Origin of the sequence: Timaviella obliquedivisa GSE-PSE-MK23-08B, from assembly GCA_019358855.1 — a bacterium.
GTDB classification, from domain to species: domain Bacteria; phylum Cyanobacteriota; class Cyanobacteriia; order Elainellales; family Elainellaceae; genus Timaviella; species Timaviella obliquedivisa.
The window spans coordinates 454,693-475,467 of record JAHHII010000004.1; the positions used below are offsets into that span (position 1 = coordinate 454,693).

Below are 20,775 nucleotides of genomic sequence, written 5' to 3' on the forward strand. Positions count from 1 at the left end.
GTACATCTTTTGAGAAGCGCTAATAACCGCGATCGACGCTGCCTGAAAACACGGGTTCGACCCGCAACGCCATGACAGCCGTCGGGCGAACGACCATGTATTCCCCTTGGATGTTTTTAATGGGGACGTTAATAAATTCACTCGAACCCGATTTGGGCACAAGTTCAGTGCTGTACCATTTCTGAAAATCCTGAATCGTTGGGAACCGAATTTCTTCGCGGTGTCCCCCACTAATCAGGATGTGGACTGCAAATTCGTTAGGAGTTCTGGGCATGGGGTTCTCGATCGCCTTACGACAAATGCCTTGGCTAGAGGCTAACCCCGTCAATATGCCCACATTCAAGGCATAGGTCTACAGTTTGGGTAGAACTTCTGGAAGCAGTTGTCCAGGAATGAGAGAAAGCGCCAGGTTTTGACCCACAATTCCTAACTGACTGTAAAAAGCCCGACAAGTTTGCACCATGCAGCTAAAAGCGGTTTGCTGAAGTTCGGGGCGGGCTGTCCAGCCCTGGTAAGCTTGAACATGATGCCGCATTGCCGATTCTAAATAAGCCGATTGCATCACCCCATCTAAACCCGCCTTAGAATCGGTAGCAACTTGGTAGTATGCCAACCCTAAATTGTTAGAGGTCGCAAAAATATCGAAGCTGAGCGTTGCAGGCAGTATCGAGTTATTTTGCTGCCTTGTCATGATTTCGGCTGCCTCTAAAGCTGCTTCGTAAGCCACGATCGCCTGTCGTAAATTATCGAGCTTTTGAGCGGGGCTGTCGGCTTGGTTTGCAATGTGCCAATAAGCAGTACCTAGATTATTTTGAGTAGCCGCAAATGCAGCGGGAGCCGCCTGTACAGTCCGGTATTGCAAAGCCAGTTGATAAGCGGTAACTGCCAAATTTAGCCAATCTTGGGGGCGATCGCCCTCTGCCAAATGGCACTGTGCCAGGTTCCAGTAAGCTGTACCTAAATTGTTCTGAATCATGGCGTAGTTTAACGGCTCTTCCTGGGGGTCGTAGTGGCAAAGCGCTTCGGAATAGGCAGCGATCGATGCCTTTAGGTTCACCTCAGGCTCTTGATGCTGCGCCAAGTTCCAGTAGGTTGTGCCCAAATTATTTTGGGTCGAAGCATAGCGGCGTGGGTCAACTTCCGCCCCTCTCAGCCGCAGCGCTTCTTGATAAGACCGGATCGCCAACGCCAAATTTTGTGACGGATCTTGATAGCGTGCCAGGTCAGTATAAGCCGCTCCCAGATTGCATTGCACCATAGGATAAACGTCTGCCTGAGCGGCTAAATCGACCTTGGTAAGAGCAAGCTGATACGCCAAAATACCTTTCTTGAGGTGGTGTAGGGCAATGGTTAAGTCGAAGGGAGTCCGAGAGAGCATCCAATACAGACTGCCTAAATCATTGAGAACATCGACCCACAGGGTAGACGCTTCAGGCAGTAGTGGCAGAATTTTTTCGTAGGCTTGAATGGCAGTTGTAATATTTTCTGGAGAAGCATCTCCTTGTTCAATGCGATCGCGGTAAAGGTTGCCAAAATTTCGGTACGCCTCTACCAATAGTTCTGGAGCAGCGTTTCGTTGTTTCAGTAGCTCAATTTGATGAGGCAACGGCAAAAGCGCGCGCTGCTTCGCAGATACTGCAATGGTCGCCTCTCTTTCTTCCTCTGCCTCTTCTTCCTCAACCGCCAGAAGCGCCAGAGCAGCGGCACTATCTTTGTCTTGATCTGCCACCACCTGAACTGGCACAGCAGTTGGAAAGGTAACAGCAGCAGCCGGAGCCTTAGAGGGAATAGCGATCGCGATCGGTGCTGACCCCGAGGTAGGCTGTGAGGAATCATCCTCTAAACCCGCCTTTAAAGCTGGATTCCACCGCCGACTTACAGAAGAGAGATTGTCTAGACGAGAGGTTTCTTTGTGTAAGTTTGAGTGTAAGTCCGGGTCTAAATCTGGCTGACTAGGGCGATCGGGCTGGCTGTCGTTGGGGGGCAACTCACCAAGGCGAATATTTGAGCCACTGGTGCCAATTTCCCAAGTCCCACTATTCTGCAAGGGCGTGGGGTCGCCCACAAACTCAAACACGCCTGTCCGACAATGCCAAAAATCTGGCGCAGACTGAGGCAACGTCCGAAACCAGGGCTGAGTCGTCCAGATTAAAAGGCTTGACTCTAGCAAGGGCAGACTATGCTCAATGCTTTGAAGATGTGTAAAAAATAACCTTTGTGTTGCTGCTGACTGCCGCGTGAGTTGCTCAACTCCCATTATTTGGAAAGCAGGCATGGGGGCAACCCGCCGACTGGCAGTAGTAGGAGGATTTTGGCGTAACCACTGGGCAATCTGAACAATGGGGTTAGGATCATTCAGGTTCAGACTAAGGCTGACAAGGCGAGGATAGCGACGAGGTTCTGCCTTTGATTTTGCAAGCTCGGTATGAAGCTGGGTTGCCAGGCGATCGCGCAATAGTAGATCGTCACAGACTGCCACAAAAATCTGACGGCGCAAGTTTAAACTCAGAGAAACTTTGAGCCGCTGGTAAGTAAGCTGATTTTGCCCCAAAATTTTGCGAGAAGAGATGTCTGTCACGGGAGGAAGCTCAGGCAGATGGAGGGATAGTTCTGACTCTGCGGACTCTGATTCATGCACTGCTTGACTGAGATTGAGTGATGTCAAAATCAATACAGCAATACGATGAAACAATCGTGATATCGCTTAGCCCAGATATATCCCTCTACAATCAATCCGTCAAGATTCAGGATTAAGACCCAGGAATTCTGCCACTTGTTGTACTGGCACAATTTTCGAGGCTGCTTAGAGTCTCATAAATCTCTTCTCTTGCCTTACCTAAGATACAGCAAACGCTACGAAGAATAGTCCTACTACCAGGACAACCGCCCCCAATCCTAGAACAACGTACTGAATTTGCTGGCGCTTTGTGGGAGGCTCTGCTTTGTATACCTTCGGCTCCACCGCAAAGTTATTTAACCGCCCGCCTTCTTCTTCGGTGTAGGGCATAGGACTTAATTCCTCAACATTTCAAAAGTTTTACTGATTCTATAAGATTTGTGGGGCAGATTGAACTATTTGCTAGGTAAACCGTCTACCCGTGGCTAAAAAATAATTTGAGATTTCGAGCTAATGAAAAATTAGGAGCTAATGAAAAACCCCTCAGTTCCTAGTGACAGGAATTGAGGGGAGTCATATCAGGGTGCATCTACCATTCCAATCTTCTAGACTTAATGGCGGGTATCCGGACGAATTTAGAGAACTCTGTTGATAAAATTGTACTTGCAGGTCTTAACCACGGTTTTCAACCCAAGAACTTTTTGCTGCTCAAGTCAGTCTAGTTTTTAAGATAGGTCATGCCGAAATAGAGCTTGAGGGGTTCTAATAGAGATAGATTTGCCCTTCAGGAATCTTCAAGCATTTATTTAATGGGGTACCTTCAAGAACCCAATGCTGTATGTGATGAGAACTGACGTGTGGGAGTGCTGAGCCAGTGACACAGGAGTTTCATGTTTCTGTAACCCCAGTGGGGAATGATCGATATTTGGTGCGGACTGAGCGAGTTGAACCAGGAGTTCCGTTGGCGGAAGAACAGGTAACTTGGTCTGTAGAAGATTGGCTGGCACAAGCCCGCCATCTCATGGACAATCCGCTGCTTAGCCTGTTGCAAAGCGATCGCGCTACCTCTGACAAACCGCCCCTCAATCTGCCTACTAACACTAATTTAAACCAGTCTTCTTTAAGTCTTGTAGCCCTTGGGCAGCAGCTTTACAGCGCCATTTTTCAAGGCACTCTGCGCGATAGCTGGGTTACGGCTCAGGGCATTGCACAGCACCGGGGAGAGGCACTGCGTCTACGCTTAGGTGTTAAAGGCGCTCTGCTGCCTCGCTTGCCCTGGGAAGTTTTTTACAGTAACGACATGCCCATTGAGCGAGTCCAGAGCAGTCTGCCTTTAGCCAGTGGTATTAACGTAATTTTTTCGCGTTATCAGCCTGGCGTTAGATTGGTGGGAGATGGAGCATCGTTGACCATTGAGCCAGATCAGCCTTTGCGCATTCTCCTGGTCATTTCCGCGCCAACTGACCAGGAGCGTCTAGAGCTACAGCAAGAGGTAACCCAACTTCAGCAAGAGCTACGAACCCAGCCGATCGCTGATGGCACCTCTTCTCCCGACATTCAATTGACGCTTTTGAGTCAACCTGGCCGTGAGCAATTGACTCAAGCTTTAGAGCAGGGACAGTATCAGATTTTGCACTATGCTGGACACAGCGACCTGGGTGTAGCGGGCGGTAGTCTTTATCTGGTGAACAATCGCACAGGCTTAACCGAAATTTTGAGTGGTGATGATTTGGCAGGATTGCTGGTCAATAATGGGGTGCGATTGGCGGTGTTTAATTCTTGCCGAGGCGCTCATACCGCCGCCGAACCCAAGGGCGATCGCGATCGGAATCTGGCTGAAGCCCTGGTTAGCCAAGGCATTCCGGCTGTTTTAGCAATGGCTGAGCAAATCCCCGATAACGTTGCACTGACGCTGACCTGGTTATTTTATCGCAACCTCAAGCAGGGTTATCCGGTAGACCTTAGCCTGAGTCGTGCTAGGCAGGGACTGATCTCTACCTACGGCTCTAATCAGGTTTACTGGGCGTTGCCCATTTTGTATCAGCATCCTGAATTTGACGGGTATTTGACCCCTGGCGATCGCAACTTCGATAATCCTGCCGATCGATTGGTGCTGATGCCCCATGGTTTCAGTTCACTGCCTGTCGCTGAAGCGGCATCGCTGTCTAACCTGCCTTTGCCTGCTGAGCCAGGTGAAGAAGAAATGGTATGGAATGCAGTTCTAGAAGAAGATGACCTAGAAGATTGGGCAGATGACCTGGAATATCCTGAAGAAAGTGACGAAGAAGATGCCGAACTAGTAGCCGATCTGTTAGGGCAATTAACCCCCCGTGCTGCTTCGCAGATACCGCCACGGTCGCCCCTTCCTGTGCCCGTTCGGCAAACCTCAACCCGTCAAGAGGCAGAACTCACCCTACCCTACTCTGATTCAGATCCTACAGGCATCACTTTAACCAATCCTAGTAATCCTGCAAATCCCAGCACTACTGCCAATCCTAGCAATACTGCTCTCCAAAAAGAGGTGGCAGCAGTTCAGATCAATTCTTCTTTTCAACCTCTCTCTGTTGCGTCTCCAAAGCAATCTCAGGTCAATGTAGAGTCTCAAAAGAGGTCAAGCAAAACCCGACTTGGGACAGCCGAACGAAAAGCATTGCTGCCTTTTGTTGGAGCGGCTGGAGCTTTAGCGATCGCCCTCCTCAGCTACTGGCTGGTGCCCCAAGTGCAATGGGCGGCTTTGCTGTCTAGAGTTCCCCTGGCACCAACCCTTTTAGGCGCAACGCAGGATCTACACAATAAAGAGACGAAAGAGTTGACCGCGATCGCCAGCGATCGCTTTAACAAAGCTCAACTGCCCGAAGCTGAACAGGCTCTCGGCATTCTGCTAGACCGGGGTGCGCTGCTAGAGGCAGCCGCCATTATTCAATCCATCCCTGCCGAAAAAACTGATGCTCCGGGTATCTGCTACCTTCGAGGCAGACTGGCGTGGCAATCAATGCAATCGGGCAATCCTGATTACCAAATTAGCGATGCTGTCCGCGATTGGGAAAGCGCTGTCAGAGCACAGCCTAACTCGGTGGAATATCATGAGGCATTAGGATTTGCCTACTATGCTCAAAATCGTCCTCGCGAAGCCATTCAAGCCTGGGCAGATGCCCTTGATATTTTAGAAGTTCGACAGAAAACCCGCAGCGTGCCTAATCCAGCAACCCCTAGCCCCAATCCAGTAACCCCTAACCCTCCTAGTCTTCCAGATAATACTGACCAAGAAACCCTGACGATTTATGCCGGAATTGCCTTGGCGTTACGTCAGGTGGTCAACGATCCGACTCGACCGCAAACCAATTTGTCGAGTAAAGCTAGCAAGATTTATCAGATGGTGCTAAGGAATGATCCGGTTAACTTTCAACCTCAAGCTCTCAGCAAAAACTGGCTTTGGAGCGAGTCGGCAATTAAAGATTGGCAAATTTTAGCCCGAGAATCGTGAATTATTCTCATGCCGTCTTTGGTAAGCAATTGTACAAAAAGTTTTAATGAATCGTTAGATTGCAATGGTAATATACCCCAAGTTCAAATTCGTTCGCGATCGCACCCCTTTGCTGAGTAATTTCATGGTAGTTTCCCAATTGCTTTATACTTCGTCATTCCTGGGTTTCCTGGCAGCGACTTTGCTCGGTTCAGGCGCACAGGCTCAGACGATTTCTTTGCCCAACAGCGACTTGCAAATTTCTCAATCTCCAACCAATCAGGAGCTACGACCCTTAGCTCAGAACAATAATTTGCTGAGTATTGCAGGCGCACAGGGGCTAATGCAGGAAGCAAAAACTGCTGTATCGGCTCAAAATTATCCTTTAGCCATTCAACGACTTCAGCAATCGCGCGAAGTGTTGAATCAGCTTTCTGGCTTCTATCAAGAGCTTTCCGCGAGCTTCTCGGGTATCGATCCTCGGATTTCAGATGCTCAACGGCAACAGGCGATCGCCACTGCCCAACTCCGAGACGAGGCGACTTATCAGCTTGCCCTAGTACACCGCGCCGACAACAAGCCCGAGCTATCTGTACCCTTGTTAGTCCAAATCGTTCGGAGCCAAAACCCAACCCGTGACTTAGGTAAACGGGCTTACCAACAGCTTTTTGAACTAGGATTTGTCGATTCGCCTTTCCCTAGAAGCGGTGATGCAGCGACTCCTACCGCTCCAGCGTCTCCCGCTCCAGCGCCTTCAGTTCCAGCGGGTGGAGCGGCGGCTCCAACTCCAGCACCTCGATAGAACTGCTAAATTAGGGTGTTGTTTGTCTATTGTTTAGGAGCGTTGGATGGTTAGCCCAGAACAAGTTGAAGCCATGATTAAAGCCGGACTACCGGATGCCGAAGTGCAAGTGCAAGACCTGACCGGAACTCGTGACCACTATCAAGTCGTGGTTGTGTCATCGCAGTTTGAAGGCAAGCGTCTGATTCAACAGCATCAGCTTGTCAATGGCTCCGTGCAAGCAGCAATGGCAACCGGAGCGCTCCATGCGCTGACCATGAAAACCTATACGCCTGAAGAATGGGCGGCTCAGTCTGCTTAGGATTTGAAGTAGCAGGTAGGATAGAACTGTAAAGGCATTTTTGTATTTGTAACTCTTATGACTCCAGAACTCCAACAGCGGATTAATGATCTCCTCCAGCAAAACAAAATCATGGTTTTCATGAAGGGCAACAAACTCATGCCCCAATGTGGTTTTTCTAACAATGTCGTGCAAATTTTAAATATGTTAGGCGCGCCCTATGAAACGATCGACGTGTTGGCAGACCCAGAAATTCGGGATGGCATTAAGGAATTTTCTAACTGGCCCACTATTCCCCAGGTCTACGTCAATGGCGAATTTTTAGGCGGCTCAGATATCATGATTGAGCTTTACCAGAAGGGCGAGTTGCAGCAAATGGTTGAAGTTGCTCTTGCCTCATAACAACTAGCGTGAAACTTAAAAATATCCCCTCTAGATGCTTTGAATACACTAAAGGGGATATTTTGAGAAGGGTCAATTTTCAGATGGACTCAAAGCCAAACCTAACTTCAGACAGAAAAAACGGCGTTAGCGGTAGTCTACTTCTGTTTGAGGTTGAGGCATTTCAAAGTTAGATGGGTCGTACAAGTAACGAGACACCTCTTCCTCTAAACGGTGAATAAGATAGGGTTCCATAGCACTAGATTGGCGCAGGGCAGCTAAGTAGCCATCTAGATATAATCGGAGTTCGTCGTAGCGATATCCTCGATTCCATTGCTCGACCAGAGCGTCGGTGAGCCTTTGGTAATAGCGAATTGTTATGGCATCCTGGAGCATATTGATGTTCTAGAACCTCTCCCAAGTACGACTAATGTGTGAAGCAGCGATCGTCAGGTCAGTAAAGGCACTTATCTGATACCAATATCAATAAGTGCAGTTTACTCAGTAGCCTACCCTAGTGCAATCATCCTTAATATTCATCTATTTCTAGATTCTAAGAATGCCTTGTTTATGAAGTAGTAGATGATGCTTTAAACACATCTTAAACTGTTTATATTTTATGTTATTTCCAACGCTAATTTAGGACTTTTGCAGGTTCGGTTTCTACATCTAGTTTTCTAGAGTAAAGCTAGCGAGTTGAAGTAGCAGTGCTTACAGAACTATGGTTAAGCCTCTGATACGCTTAAAAATGAAGACTCATAACAAATCATGACCGCTGTAGGATCTGTGTGTATCCAAATTGTTGAGGGAAATCCCCATTTGCGATCGCTACTAGGGTGGCATTTGCAACAGGTGGGTCACTGGGTTAATCAGTCGGCTGATTTTCAACAGGCTAGAGAAATGTTCTTGAGTCGTCAGCCCAACCTAGTGATTTTAGATTCTGAGCTATCTGGGGGCGATGGGCTAGAATTTTGCCGTTGGCTACAACAGCAGCGACAAGCATTGATTCTGATGCTATCGGCGCAAGGCACTGAAGCAGATATCGTAGCAGGATTGCGGGCAGGTGCAGATGATTACCTGACTAAGCCCTTCGGGATGCAAGAGTTTTTAGCCAGAGTCGAAGCGCTGACTCGTCGCAGCCGCTCAATCAATGCACCTGCTTCTTTAGATTACGGCGACATCAAAATTGATTTAATTCAGCGGCGAGTGCGGATTAAGTCCGAACATATTGACTTAACGCCTCAAGAGTTCAGTTTACTCTATGTTCTGGCACAGGCAGGGGGGTTGCCCTTAACTCGTACCGAGTTATTGCGAAAAGCTTGGCCTGATGAAATCGATAATCATCGGACAGTAGATACACACGTTCTTTCTCTGCGCAAAAAGGTTGAGATTGATCCGCGCCAACCCAGTCTCATTCAAACGGTGAGGAATGTTGGGTATCGTTTCAATGTGGAGGCGGTGAACGGAAGCAATCTAGCAGATTATGCGGGGCAACGCTTAAGGCACAAGGCGGCTGTACCTGCGCTGAAGGTGGCAGAGAGCTAGGCGATCGCTGCTTAATTTTTCGACGTGGGCTATATTCGGCGTGGCTGTCTAGAAGTCTAAAGGTTCAGGGATAGCAGATACTTTGTCTACAAAATTTTGGCATCAGCTAAATACAAACTTGTGCGATACGCCAAGGACACAAAATCTCCTACCGATCGCCCGACCCACCGATCATATAATGCCTGAAGCTCAGCAATCATTCGCTCATAGGCTGCCCCTTCCTTGGGAATGTAGGAAGAGCTAAGAGCTAAGCCAGTTAAGCTTTCTAGATTAAGGGATTGGACAAAGGGAAACGTGTAAGCTCTGTAGTTGATAAAAAGGGGGCTTTCGGCAAGCGGCGTTGCAGATTTGCGACTGGGAGAATCGAAAAATTGGCGATCGGCAGCCACACGAATGATTTCATTATGCTCCTGGGTAAACGAATCGGTTTCATCTCGTTCGTTCCACATCAGCGCCAATTGGCCGCCCGGCTTGAGAATGCGATGGAACTCTGCTAGCGTGGCGATCGGTTCAAACCAGTGAAAAGCTTGGCAGCAGGTGATTAAGTTAACAGATTGAGGATCGAGTCCAGTTTGTTCTGCCGAACCTTGTCGAAACTCGACGTGCGGATGAGGTTGCGCAGCTGCATACATGGCTGCGTTAGGTTCGATCGCCCAAACCTCCGCTCCCCGGTCTGCCAGAAGCCTTGCCGAAATACCTGTGCCTGCTCCAACATCTGCCGCAACAGGTTGCCTTAACCCTGCCAAAATTTGGTCAATTGCCGCCGCTGGGTAGCTAGGGCGATATTTGGCGTAATCTTCAGCCCGATTGGAAAAGCGCTGCTGAGGATTTTGAGTATGGAGGACGAAAGAGAGATCTTCCATGGGCGATTACTCGTTATGGTAATGAAAGTAATTTGTGAGGAGATAAGCAATGACCTCAACCCTGAAACCAACGGTTAGTTTAGTTCGGGCAGTGTCCTATGAGCAATCGCAGCTTAGAGCCGACTTAGAGCAATTGTTGGAGCCATTGGGCGGCATGGATGCATTTGTTAAATTGGGCGATCGCGTTCTCCTCAAGCCTAATCTTCTCATGGGCAGCCGACCAGGGCGAGAATGCACCACACGCCCAGAAATTGTTTACTGCATTGCTCAAATGGTTCGAGAAGCAGGCGGGAAGCCTTTTTTGGGAGACAGTCCGGCGTTTGGAAGCGCGAAAGGCGTTGCAGTTGCCAATGGCTACGCGCCGCTGTTAGAAGAACTCTTGCTGCCCGTTGTGGACTTTCAGGGCAAGCGCTACCAAAGTATTGGCAAGGACTTTGGGCATCTGTTGATTTCTAAAGAGGCAATGGAAGCAGATGTAGTCATTAATTTACCAAAGGTGAAGTCCCACGTTCAATTGACGCTCACCATGGGAGTCAAGAATCTGTTCGGCTGCGTTCCTGGCAAAATGAAGGCTTGGTGGCACCTAGAGGCAGGCAAAGACAGTGACCGCTTTGGCACAATGCTGGTAGAAACAGCCCGAGCGATCGCCCCTAATCTGACTATTCTAGATGGCATTGTGGGGCATGAAGGAAACGGCCCTAGTGGCGGCGAACCTCGTGTATTGGGGCTGCTAGCCGCTTCCAGCAACGTTTTTGCTTTAGACCGAACCGTAGTAGAAATTTTGAATGCTGATCCTGCTGCCATTCCCACTATCACCGCTGCTCAAAGGCTGGGGCTTTGTCCAGAGTTGACAGAGATTAAATATCCTGAGCGATCGCCCCAAGACCTTCAAGTTTTAGACTGGAAATTTCCTGAGAGGTTAGTTCCTATCGACTTTGGGGCGCCACGGGTACTTAAGTCCACGTTCAAGCATCTTTATATTCGGTTCATCAAAGAGCCAATGGAGATGTATGCCAAGTCATGAATCTTGAACCAAACTCCCCCTCTAGTTTTTTGAGGCGAGCAAGCGGGACAGCCTGCATAACTCCTAGCGTTCTTCTTCGCTAGGTACCCCAGAGTAAACCTGCCGCTTCATTTCAGGGAGAGGAGCTTCTAGTAACGGCTCTAATTTTCGTCCCTCGTAGCCACTCCCAGAAGTTGGAGCGACCAATCCAGGACTGACCATTCCAGGACTGACAATGCCACCCGACACCACTATCTTAAAGGCATCTTCAATCGACATTGAGACGTTAACCACCTCATCTTCAGGAATGATGGCGTACCATCCTGTGGTGGGATTGGGGGTAGTAGGAATAAAGACGCTCAACATATTGCCTGTAAAATGAGGCTGAATTTGAGGACTCAAAACGCCCGTCACGAAAGCGATCGCCCAAATGTTCTTACGAGGATACTCTACCAAGATCACTCGTCTAAATTTAGCACCCGAATCCTTCAGCAAGGTTTCTAGGAGTTGTTTCAGGGTTTTGTAAACGGCACCTGCTAAAGGAATTGCCTGTAACACCCGCTCACCAAAATCTAGTAGCCAGCGTCCAGCAATGTTGCGTGCCATTAATCCCATAATGAGAATGAACAGCAGTGGCACCGCCAACCCTGCGACAAAGTTTAGAAGATTCCCCAAGATAGGGTTGAGATCGTTGAAGGGATTGATCTGTTTGGGAATCCGCGTCAAAAAATCAATGACCCAACGAGCAATGGTGATGGTCAACCAGATGGTAGTTGCCAAAGGAATGACAACTAGCAGCCCAGCAATTAGATCGTTCTTAAAGTCCTGCTTGAGACGTTGGATAACAGACAACTTTCTATGCTCCTTGAGCTTTAACAGCGCTCACTTGATCCTGAGTTCAGGATGCATGAACATTTGTTAAATATATAAACAATTGTATCAAAGTTCTACCTGAGTGGGCTGTATGCGGTTCGGAATTTAGTAGTAAGCTCCTCGGTTGCATCTTGCTCGTTGCGAGTTCATAGTATTATCTCAGGTCAGCGCCAGCCTGCGTATTTAGTATTCTAGTTAACATTTGCCCCATTGGAATCTTCTTGGGTGTATGACGCGTCTGATTAGATCTAATCGCATAGGATGGAGAGGCATTGTCCCGCAATTTGCGGCTTGCCATTGGAGGAAACAAGTGCAGATTCGGAAAATGCTGGCATTAAGCGTTGTCGTATTGATGTTGACAGCGGGTTGTCGCTCGACAAACCGAGCGGCTGATAAGCTGGCACAAGATAGTTCGGCGGCGCAGCAAATTGATACAAACCTAACTTTCAACAACATCACCATTGAGCAGCCTGACGAAAAAGGGCAGACGTTGTGGAAGGTGAAGGCGAAGCAAGCGGTTTATACCCCCGATCGGGCGATCGCCAAAGTTAAAAGTCCTTATGGGCAGCTTTATCAAGACGGCAAGCCGATCTACAAAATTCAGGCAAACGCAGGCGAAGTGCGGAAAGATGGCGATCGCATTTTCCTGACAGGCGACGTAGTGGCAACTGATACGCGCAACGGTGCCGTTCTGCGAGGCGAAGAAATGGAATGGCGACCCAAACGAGATACGTTGGTGATTCGCAAAAATTTACGAGGAACGCACCCTCAACTTAAAATGTCGGCAGACCAGGCAACCGTGTTTAACCGTCAGCGACGGGTCGATCTGCTAGGAAATGTTGTAGCGATCGCCACTGATCCCGCTTTGCAAATGCAAGGTGAAAAGTTGGTTTGGAAAATGGAGGAAAAAACAGTTACTAGCGTTTTGCCTATCCAAATTCAACGGCTTAAAGGTAAGCAAGTCACCGACAACGCGACCTCTGAAAAAGCCGATGTTGATCTTGCTACAAAAATGGTCAAACTTAGGCAAAACGCTAGGCTGATCCTCTCCGAGCCATCGGTACGGATCACAGGCAACTCTCTCCTTTGGAGCCTGGGCGACCAGATTCTCACTGCCGATCAGCCCGTTACAGTATTTCATCAAGAGCAGCAAGTTACCCTCACTGCTGACCAAGGCAGAATGGAACTAGCGCCTAAGATTGCCTATCTTACTGGCAATGTTCATGCGAACGGACAACGCAATCAATCTCACCTCACTGCCAATACTCTTACTTGGGATATCGCTACTCAGAACATCGTTGCAGAAGGCAACGTCATTTACGATCAAATCAATCCCACGGTGAATCTCAAGGGCCCCAAAGCAGTCGGCAAGCTGCAAAATCAAACCATCGTTGTTAGTGGTGGTCGCGTGGTTACAGAATTTATTCCCCAACGTGTTCCGTAGCAAAAGCGCCCTGTCGGTAGGGACAGAGCGCAAAGATTTGTGTAATTTCTCCAAAACAGAGATTTGACTCCAAGCCGATCGCCAACTAGCGATCTTCGATGGGCTTGTAGGGGGTATTGTGTGAACCAGTATAGATTTGGGTGGGGCGGAAAATACGGTTTTCGCCAAGCTGCTCTTTCCAATGAGCCAACCAACCCGAGACACGGGCGATCGCAAACACTGGGGTAAATAAATCTGTCGGAATGCCCAGTTTGCGATAGACCAACCCAGAGTAGAAATCGACGTTGGGATAAATGCCTTTGTCCCCTAAGCGCTTAGCTACGGCGTTTTCAAGGGCGATCGCAATATCGTAATAATGATCGCCTCCAAACTTATCAAACAGTTGCTGCGCCAACTCCTGCAAAATAGTAGCGCGTGGATCTTTAACTTTGTAGACTCGGTGCCCAAAACCCATCACCTTAGATTTATGCTCTAGACATTTATCAACATACAGTTCTACATTCTCAACGGAGCCAATCTCCTCAAGCATTTCAATCACTTCTTCGTTCGCTCCTCCATGCAGGGGTCCGGCAAGGGTTCCCACTGCGGAAGCTACTACTGCATAGGGGTCAGTTAGCGTTGAGGCAGTCACCATTGCCGAAAACGTCGAGGCATTAATAGTGTGTTCGGCGTGCAAGGTCAAGCAAATATCAAAAATTTTAGCTGCCAACGGGTCTGGCTCCCGCTCACTCAGCATGTAAAGGAAGTTGGCAGAATAATCGAGATCGTCTCGGGGCTGCACCGGATCGTTGCCTTTCCGCATGAGTTGAAAAGCCGCTACCATTGTCGGAATCTTAGCTAACAGACGCACAGCCGCGCCTCGGATATAGGCAGGGTCGTCCAAGGCGCGACGAGAATAAAACAGCCCTAGAGCCGCAGCACAGGCTTGTAGCGCATCCATGGGATGACCGCTTTCGGGAAAACATTTCATCATGTCTCGAATGCGGTACTTGAGCCGTCGGTGGTAGCAAATCTCATGTTCAAAGTCTGCTAGCTCTTCTTTCGTCGGTAAAGCGCCCCAAATGAGCAGATAAGAAGTTTCTAGGAAAGTACTTTGATAAGCCAGTTCTGTAATGTTAATGCCCCGATATTCGAGGATGCCCTGCTTACCATCGACAAAACTAATGCTCGATTGAGTGGCTGGAATTCCTTCTAGCCCTGGTTTATATTCGCAGACTGTCATAAACTTCGCCCTGCTTAAAAGAACTTGTGCGTTACGGGTGCGTTAATTTGCTCACTTTATCTCACTCTCTATCTTACGTTTTGTCGGCTAGGAACCGTTTATTTAGGGATAAAGTGATGAATTAAGGAGGAAAGTGTTGCTCTAGAAATGCCTCTGCTTCAGAACGGGTAGCAATTTTTCCCTCTAATGCAGCGGTGAGCAGGGCATCTAAAATTTGCTTATACTGACGACCGGGGGCGTAACCCAGAGCTTTGAGATCATTGCCATCTAGAGGAGACTTGATGTGCCGCCAGTGCGTTAGGTATTTCCAAATGTGCCGACGGATGGGGCGAGGTTGGGTACTGGCAAGCAAAATTAATGTCGGTAAGTCGTTAGAACTGAGGAGATTCACGATCTGACTGGGTGATGCAGAGGAGATTGCCGCGACTTCCAGGAAGCATCTTGCGATCGCATCTTCTCGTTCATCTAGTCTCTGCAGCCGCTCAATGGCATCTCCTGAAAGCTGTAGTCTCTCTGCCGTTTTCCATCGCTGCTCAGGTTCTAACGCACTCAAGAGAATTTCTAACAAAACTTGCCAATGGGGCAGCGTTCTAGTTGGGTCGAACTGCTTCAACCAACGATCGCCCAGCCGCAGCCGCCACCAAAGCTGATCGGTAAGGTTCAAGTCAGCGTGGATACAGCACAGCGCCCCTAAATCCGACAATTTCTGCACCGCTGCCTTCCAGTAGGGCGCTTGCAGAATGTACTTTAGCTCTTGTTTAAGACGGGTTTGCAAGGCTGGAGTTTTGTCGGTTTGAATGCGCTGGTAAACCCCACTGGCGATCGCATAACGAATATAGCCTTCTGTTTGCGGCTCAATTTGAAAGCCCAGCCTCACCGCAAACCGCACGGCTCGATAAATCCGGGTTGGGTCTTCAATAAAGCTGTTGGCATGAAGAACCCGAATCAGCCGAGCTTCCAAATCTAGCAAGCCGCCAAAGAAATCAAGAATTTCGCCCTGACGCGGTTGAGTGAGGCGAACAGCTAGCGCGTTAATAGAAAAATCCCGGCGATATAAGTCCTGGCGAATTGAGCTAGCTTCAACCTCTGGGTTGGCAGCCGGGTAGGGATAAAACTCTGTCCGCGCAGTGGCGATGTCAACCCAAAGCGAGTCTAACAGCGGATCGTTGTGCCAAAGAACCGCTGCTGTTTGAAATTGACCATGTACCTGCAACCGGGCAGCGGGGTAGGTCTGCTGGAGCGATCGGGCAAGGGCAACCCCAGCATCTGAGGGCGCGACCCTTGCGGTATCTGCGAAGCAGCCCGGAGCAGCCATCCCAGCGGTTGGGTGAAAGCCATCGACCACCAAATCAATATCGTCAATTAAAAGCGGTTCCTCTGGTTTTGCCAAGAATAAATCGCGGACGGCTCCGCCCACAAGGTAAAGTTGCCATCCCTGCTGTTCAGCCTGCTGGGCAGCTTCATTTAAGACTTGCTGAATGGAGGGCAGCAATTTGTCTCGTAATAGGTCTTTGCCTATCGTTAAAGCGCCTTTTGAAGGAGGATGGGTAGAGAAATCTTGGCGATCCGATCGCAGTTCCGATCGCTCCCGATGCAGTTGGCGCAATACATCAGTTCGGGTGACAATGCCAACCAATTTGCCTCCTTCTAGAACTGGCAACCGTCCAATGTCGCCAGTCACCATAAGCGCCTCAATGTCAGGCAAAGTTGTGTCGGGCGCAATTGTTTTAAGATTCGTTGCCATGTAGCCCTTAACGGGAGCATGACTAAACCCATGGTGCAAGGCAATATCCAGGTCGCGCCGAGAGATAACGCCTACCAGTTGCTCTTGATCCATCACTGCCAAACCCGAATGCCCATAGCGCAATAAAATTCGTTGGGCTTCAGCGATCGTCGTTTCTGGGCGAATCGTGCGAACCGGGGCAGACATGAGCGATCGGGCGATCGGAGGTTGCGGTATCTGTGCTTTCAGTTGGCTTAGGAGGGTGTCTAAAACGACTTGTGGCTCAACGCTCCGAAGGCTTAAGGCTGCCGCTTTAGGATGTCCGCCACCGCCCAATGGCTCAAACAATTTGTCTAAGTGAATGCCTTCGGTAGAAGTTGCCCCAGCACTGCTTCGGCAGCGACCAATCACCGTTAGCCGTTCCTCGCCTGCTTCGTTGACCGGGTAGTGAACGGCTAGTAACAACACATCGGTATTCGTTAAGCTCATAACCCAGGCAGCCAGGCTCGATAAGCCAGGAATATGGCGATCGACTGTTAGCATGACCCAAGCCAAGGAAAACCCTTGAACTGTTTCGGTTTGCAATTGTGTTAAGGCAAGACTAAGTAAATCCTGAACTTCGGCAGAAAGACCGGGTTCAACATATTCAGCGATCGCCCTCAAGCTAGCTCCTTGCGCCATCAGCCAAGTCAGTGCTGCGGCATCTCGTACAGTGGTATGGTCAAAGGTCAAAGAACCCGTATCAACATGAATCCCTAACGCCATGACGGTGGCTTGGGCAGACGTTAGGGTCACTTGGTTTGCCTGGAGGCGCTCTACTAAGACGGTTGTGGTCGCGCCGACTGCCTCAATGTAAGCTTGAGTCGCCAGAATATCGCTCTCTGCATCTAAGTGATGGTCGTAGACCGTGATGGGGATGGGCAGATCCAGCCATTCTGCTGCTTTGCCCAACCGATCGCGCCATTGGGTATCCACCACAAACAGCGCTCGGATCTCTTGAGGATTGACCGATCGTCGCTCAATAAGGGGATATTCATCGCGATGTAAGGCTAAAAAGTCCCGGACAGTAGGATGCGACCCACCTGCCAACACCACTTTCGACCCAGATTGCAAAAGAGAAAGCGCGATCGCCGCTCCCAGGGTGTCAAAGTCGGCAGTGGTATGGCAGAGAATTAAGTCCATGGGGAAAGACTTTGGGTGGGAATGAAGACTTAATTAAAGAAAATCATCCCTTGCTGGTCAATGTACAGCGTCGTGCGATCGAGGGCAAAATCGTTCGTAGCGCTCACCCTAACGACAATTGTCCCTGCTGGGTCATCGGCTCGAAACTGTACGCGCAGCAACCCTGAATCTGTGCGCCGGAAAGTCAGTGAAGTGGCAACAGGTAAATCTCTCAGGATCATTTCTCCATCACCTGCTAAAGTCCGATACTCAGTATCGCCCACCACCTGATATTCAATATCTGCCCCAGTTTCATTGATAAACCGAATGTTCACCCTGCCATTGACCGGCGTCATGGCAGAATCAGGGGTTGGAGTGACCTGTGCGATGAACTGAGGCTGACTTGCCGATGCAGGAATTGGCACCATGACCAGTCCAGGCAACACGACGGCGATAATCCCGATCATTTGAGTGGCTTGGATGCCGCGATTTAGAAAACTCATTCTGTTACTCGTCACGATGTCTGTTTACTAGAAGCAAAACGCTTGCTAACCCAGCTAGCGGCTCCACTCAGGAGTGCCCCTGCCATTAAAACACCTATTGCAGGTGTAAACACGGGTTCCCAGAGCTGATACCAAAGGTTTAGCCCTAATGGAACTTTAAAAGTGTGCCCGATGACAGCGATCGCTAGCCAAAAGAAACTGAACAACACTAGAAATAAATTCACCATCAATGCCCAATTAATCCATTCCAAAAACTTATGTTTCATAGGTATGGCGATCGCTCCTTAAAAACAAAAAAGAAGTCTTACTTTGGTTTCCTGTCATCGCTTTTGATCTCAGCATAAATTGCCTCAATAAGAAGCAGAACAAATTCTTTCTCCAGCGTACCAAAAATTAATGTCCCAAAAAATATGGCTGCGTTCTTTCAGAAAACAGCCATAATATTAAGAGTTAGAAAATTGATTTAATTTAAGTAGAGGAATTGCTTAATTCAGTGTCCATTCTTGCTCTTCGTAAGTTGTCTGGATCAACGTAGTGACAGGTCGTATCATCTACACAAATTAATGCCCAACCCGACTGGTCTACACCCATCAACTTATATGAAGCATGTTGTACAAAAAAGCCTTTGTGATTCCGAGTCTCCGGTTTAACCCCAACCAGACTGTTTTCCATAATGACAACTCCTGAGAAGCTTATTTTAAAGACAACAAAGTGGTAAAAGCCGTGTATTAAGCAGGCTAATCCCTTAACTTCACTAAAGCTTATCATTAGAAAACTGTGACTTTCATTACTTTTTATGATTGAACATGAAGGGATGTTAATTAAACAGAAGAAATCCCTACTCTTATAGAAAAAAGAGCGATCCCTGCTCTGCTTTGCTAGGAGCGGGATCGCAGAAATTAGAGAGCCAGAAATTCTTGTAAAGTTTTGATGCTAACCTTCAAACAGCCAGGTTTTTACCTGTTGTAAACTTTTCCAGTTAGGGCGGCGGGTAAAGCCTTGCTCGAAGTTATGTGCTACCTCCTCTTTTAGATCTTCGGCAATCATGATGATTTGTCCAGCAATTTCAACGTGCTGACGAACGCCCTTTTGGGCAGTTTCCAGCATGGCGATCGCCAGATTCACCCGCGCTTGAGGATCTTGAGGATTGAGCTTAATCGCTTTCTGGGCTGCTTTGGCTGCCTGAGACGGCTTGCTATCTAGCAAATATAACCAGGATAGGCAAGTCCAAGCAGAACTACTTTTAGGAGAGCGATCGCAAACATCCTTAAACACGGGCAGTAGGGTCGCCGCAGATTCTCCAGCGTTGTAGCGCTCTAGCCCTTGGTCAAAAAGAGCTTCAACCGTTTCAGTCATAAGAAAAATTTAAAGTAATTGTGGAAGAGACGACTCAAAAGAATAACGCAAATCTAGGCACCCTCAACGCACAAGGAGCCGAGATTCTTTCGAGAACCCCGACTCCTTGTGCATCAATAGGCAGCAAGCCCAAAATCAAGAGAAAGACTTACCGCATCCGCAGGTCTGGCTGGCATTGGGGTTAGTAAACTGAAACCCACCGCCAATGAGTGCGTTGCTATAATCCAGCATCAAGCCGTAAAGATACAACATACTCTTAGGATCGCAAACGACCTTAAAACCGTCATAATCAAAAACCTCATCTTTTTCTTGAATCTTGCTGGGGTCTTCAAAATCCATCATGTAAGACATCCCCGAACAACCGCCTTGGCGCACCCCTACCCGTAGACACAGGTCTTTACCTTGTCCCTCGCGGAGTGCCATCACATGCCGAAGCGCCGCTTCTGATATTAAAATTCCTCGCTGTTGGGTCTGAGTAGCTTCTGTCATGTTGGTCTAAGACTCCTTTCGTTAAATGACTTCCGCAACCGGGTCGGCAGGTCGCCAGATAGATTTATTATGAACCCGATCGCCTGTAATCGACTATTTGTTTCAAGTCTACTTCGCTGAACTAGCTATTCTTTTGCCCCTAACGGTTTTGCTCTTAACGGTTTTGTTTTATAGCAACCCCGTCAGGATTGCCCCCCAGGTCGCTAAAATTACTGGAACTAGCAAGTCTCATATCACCTGGTTTTTTTATGACTGCTCTCAATCGCTCTACCCGTCGTCGTCTTCTGCTACTGCGCCAGGTTCCTAGCGTTTGGGAGGGCGATCGCCGCGTTCTTGCCCCTGACACTTCAGTGTTACGAGAATCTAGCACCAGAGGGCAAGGTGAATGCATTATCTGGGTAGACGGGTCTGAAGGAATAGTAAGAGCCATGGACGTGGTAACGGAAGATACAGGCCCTGAGGCGATCGTTCGGACATTGCTTCAAGCAATGGAATACCCCCATAGCTCTACACTGCCTGCCCGCCCCCAAAAAATTATTGTTTGCAACCGAGAAATTCAGTTTTTTCTACGAGGAGCCTTACAGGATCTGGAAATTGCCGTTGACTATGCGCCAGAGCTACCCCTAATTGACGAAATCTTTCGGGGGCTCCAAAACGTCGCTCAAGGCAGACCTCCCGAACTGCCAGCAGACCTCATCCTGCCCATGCTGAGCGCCACTCGTGATATCTGGCTAGATGCCCCGTGGGAGCTTCTAGATGAAGAGAAAATCATTTCCGTCGAAATGAACTATGAAGATGTCGGCACTCTCTATGTTTCCGTTTTAGGAATGTTAGGCATGGAATACGGGCTACTCCTGTACCGTTCCCTAGACTCACTCAAAACCTTCCGCGAACGAGTCCTTGCCGCCGATAACTCTCCTGAAGTCTTAGAGGATGTTTGAAAAGTTATGGCAAGTCAGATTTTACGCCAATCGCCTCACCATAATCCGGATCATCGCCAGATAGATCAGAGTCTCTGAGGTCTGCGGAAGGTGTTCATAATCTTTGTTC

The 20,775-nt window shown here is 48.7% G+C and carries 22 protein-coding genes; 8 read left to right on the forward strand and 14 right to left on the reverse strand.

What is annotated here, in order from left to right; all coding sequences use genetic code 11:
• Positions 1-19 precede the first annotated feature (19 nt).
• The 3 genes from KME11_10550 to KME11_10560 form a co-directional block, all read right to left on the reverse strand.
• Positions 20-274 (reverse strand): hypothetical protein, encoded by a 255-nt coding sequence (locus KME11_10550; GenBank protein MBW4515652.1) that lies wholly within the window; start codon positions 272-274, stop codon positions 20-22.
• A gap of 78 nt (positions 275-352) precedes the next feature.
• Positions 353-2,578 (reverse strand): tetratricopeptide repeat protein, encoded by a 2,226-nt coding sequence (locus KME11_10555; protein ID MBW4515653.1) that lies wholly within the window; start codon positions 2,576-2,578, stop codon positions 353-355.
• 258 nt (positions 2,579-2,836) lie between these two features.
• A complete protein-coding gene (locus KME11_10560; protein MBW4515654.1) occupies positions 2,837-3,007 on the reverse strand; it encodes a ssl1498 family light-harvesting-like protein in 171 nt (56 codons plus the stop codon).
• Positions 3,008-3,491: 484 nt separating this feature from the next.
• Here KME11_10560 and KME11_10565 point away from each other — a divergent pair, with 484 nt between their 5' ends.
• The 4 genes from KME11_10565 to grxD all read left to right on the forward strand — a co-directional run bounded on the left by KME11_10565 (position 3,492) and on the right by grxD (position 7,564).
• Positions 3,492-6,101: a CHAT domain-containing protein gene (locus KME11_10565; GenBank protein ID MBW4515655.1), complete on the forward strand. Its 2,610-nt coding sequence runs from the start codon at positions 3,492-3,494 to the stop codon at positions 6,099-6,101.
• A gap of 124 nt (positions 6,102-6,225) precedes the next feature.
• Positions 6,226-6,882, forward strand: coding sequence for a hypothetical protein (locus KME11_10570; GenBank protein MBW4515656.1), 657 nt, complete (start codon positions 6,226-6,228; stop codon positions 6,880-6,882).
• A 46-nt stretch (positions 6,883-6,928) separates the two neighbouring features.
• Complete coding sequence (locus KME11_10575) at positions 6,929-7,183, forward strand: BolA family transcriptional regulator (protein ID MBW4515657.1); 255 nt, start codon at positions 6,929-6,931, stop codon at positions 7,181-7,183.
• Positions 7,184-7,240: 57 nt separating this feature from the next.
• Entirely contained in the window at positions 7,241-7,564 is a 324-nt protein-coding gene (grxD, locus tag KME11_10580; GenBank protein MBW4515658.1) for a Grx4 family monothiol glutaredoxin, read from the forward strand.
• A gap of 126 nt (positions 7,565-7,690) precedes the next feature.
• Here grxD and KME11_10585 read toward each other — a convergent pair whose 3' ends face one another.
• On the reverse strand, positions 7,691-7,939 hold the full coding sequence (locus KME11_10585; protein MBW4515659.1) for a hypothetical protein: 249 nt from the start codon (positions 7,937-7,939) through the stop codon (positions 7,691-7,693).
• A gap of 372 nt (positions 7,940-8,311) precedes the next feature.
• Here KME11_10585 and KME11_10590 point away from each other — a divergent pair, with 372 nt between their 5' ends.
• The gene (locus tag KME11_10590; GenBank protein ID MBW4515660.1) at positions 8,312-9,088 is read left to right on the forward strand and encodes a response regulator transcription factor; all 777 of its coding nucleotides are present in this window, start codon (positions 8,312-8,314) and stop codon (positions 9,086-9,088) included.
• 86 nt (positions 9,089-9,174) lie between these two features.
• On the opposite strand, the gene KME11_10595 is transcribed toward KME11_10590, so the two are convergent.
• A complete protein-coding gene (locus KME11_10595) occupies positions 9,175-9,951 on the reverse strand; it encodes a class I SAM-dependent methyltransferase (GenBank protein MBW4515661.1) in 777 nt (258 codons plus the stop codon).
• 49 nt (positions 9,952-10,000) lie between these two features.
• Between KME11_10595 and KME11_10600 the strand changes: the two genes are divergently transcribed.
• Positions 10,001-10,975 (forward strand): DUF362 domain-containing protein, encoded by a 975-nt coding sequence (locus KME11_10600; protein MBW4515662.1) that lies wholly within the window; start codon positions 10,001-10,003, stop codon positions 10,973-10,975.
• 63 nt (positions 10,976-11,038) lie between these two features.
• Here KME11_10600 and KME11_10605 read toward each other — a convergent pair whose 3' ends face one another.
• The gene (locus KME11_10605) at positions 11,039-11,833 is read right to left on the reverse strand and encodes a DUF502 domain-containing protein (GenBank protein MBW4515663.1); all 795 of its coding nucleotides are present in this window, start codon (positions 11,831-11,833) and stop codon (positions 11,039-11,041) included.
• 304 nt (positions 11,834-12,137) lie between these two features.
• Between KME11_10605 and lptC the strand changes: the two genes are divergently transcribed.
• Positions 12,138-13,271: an LPS export ABC transporter periplasmic protein LptC gene (lptC, locus tag KME11_10610; protein ID MBW4515664.1), complete on the forward strand. Its 1,134-nt coding sequence runs from the start codon at positions 12,138-12,140 to the stop codon at positions 13,269-13,271.
• An 85-nt stretch (positions 13,272-13,356) separates the two neighbouring features.
• Here lptC and KME11_10615 read toward each other — a convergent pair whose 3' ends face one another.
• The 7 genes from KME11_10615 to KME11_10645 all read right to left on the reverse strand — a co-directional run bounded on the left by KME11_10615 (position 13,357) and on the right by KME11_10645 (position 19,725).
• Entirely contained in the window at positions 13,357-14,493 is a 1,137-nt protein-coding gene (locus KME11_10615; GenBank protein ID MBW4515665.1) for a citrate synthase, read from the reverse strand.
• A gap of 121 nt (positions 14,494-14,614) precedes the next feature.
• On the reverse strand, positions 14,615-17,398 hold the full coding sequence (locus KME11_10620; protein ID MBW4515666.1) for a CBS domain-containing protein: 2,784 nt from the start codon (positions 17,396-17,398) through the stop codon (positions 14,615-14,617).
• A gap of 29 nt (positions 17,399-17,427) precedes the next feature.
• Positions 17,428-17,880, reverse strand: a complete 453-nt coding sequence (locus KME11_10625) for a hypothetical protein (protein ID MBW4515667.1) — start codon at positions 17,878-17,880, stop codon at positions 17,428-17,430.
• A gap of 11 nt (positions 17,881-17,891) precedes the next feature.
• Positions 17,892-18,146, reverse strand: a complete 255-nt coding sequence (locus KME11_10630) for a hypothetical protein (protein MBW4515668.1) — start codon at positions 18,144-18,146, stop codon at positions 17,892-17,894.
• A 202-nt stretch (positions 18,147-18,348) separates the two neighbouring features.
• Positions 18,349-18,552 carry a hypothetical protein gene (locus tag KME11_10635; GenBank protein MBW4515669.1) on the reverse strand — a complete coding sequence of 68 codons (204 nt, stop codon included), beginning with the start codon at positions 18,550-18,552 and terminating at the stop codon, positions 18,349-18,351.
• A 261-nt stretch (positions 18,553-18,813) separates the two neighbouring features.
• Complete coding sequence (locus KME11_10640; protein ID MBW4515670.1) at positions 18,814-19,236, reverse strand: hypothetical protein; 423 nt, start codon at positions 19,234-19,236, stop codon at positions 18,814-18,816.
• A gap of 135 nt (positions 19,237-19,371) precedes the next feature.
• Complete coding sequence (locus KME11_10645; protein ID MBW4515671.1) at positions 19,372-19,725, reverse strand: iron-sulfur cluster assembly accessory protein; 354 nt, start codon at positions 19,723-19,725, stop codon at positions 19,372-19,374.
• Positions 19,726-19,973: 248 nt separating this feature from the next.
• On the opposite strand from KME11_10645, the gene KME11_10650 reads away from it, so the two are divergent.
• The gene (locus KME11_10650; GenBank protein ID MBW4515672.1) at positions 19,974-20,666 is read left to right on the forward strand and encodes a hypothetical protein; all 693 of its coding nucleotides are present in this window, start codon (positions 19,974-19,976) and stop codon (positions 20,664-20,666) included.
• 21 nt (positions 20,667-20,687) lie between these two features.
• Here the strand turns inward: KME11_10650 and KME11_10655 are convergent.
• On the reverse strand, positions 20,688-20,775 hold an 88-nt coding region (locus KME11_10655), incomplete at its 5' end, for a transposase (GenBank protein ID MBW4515673.1).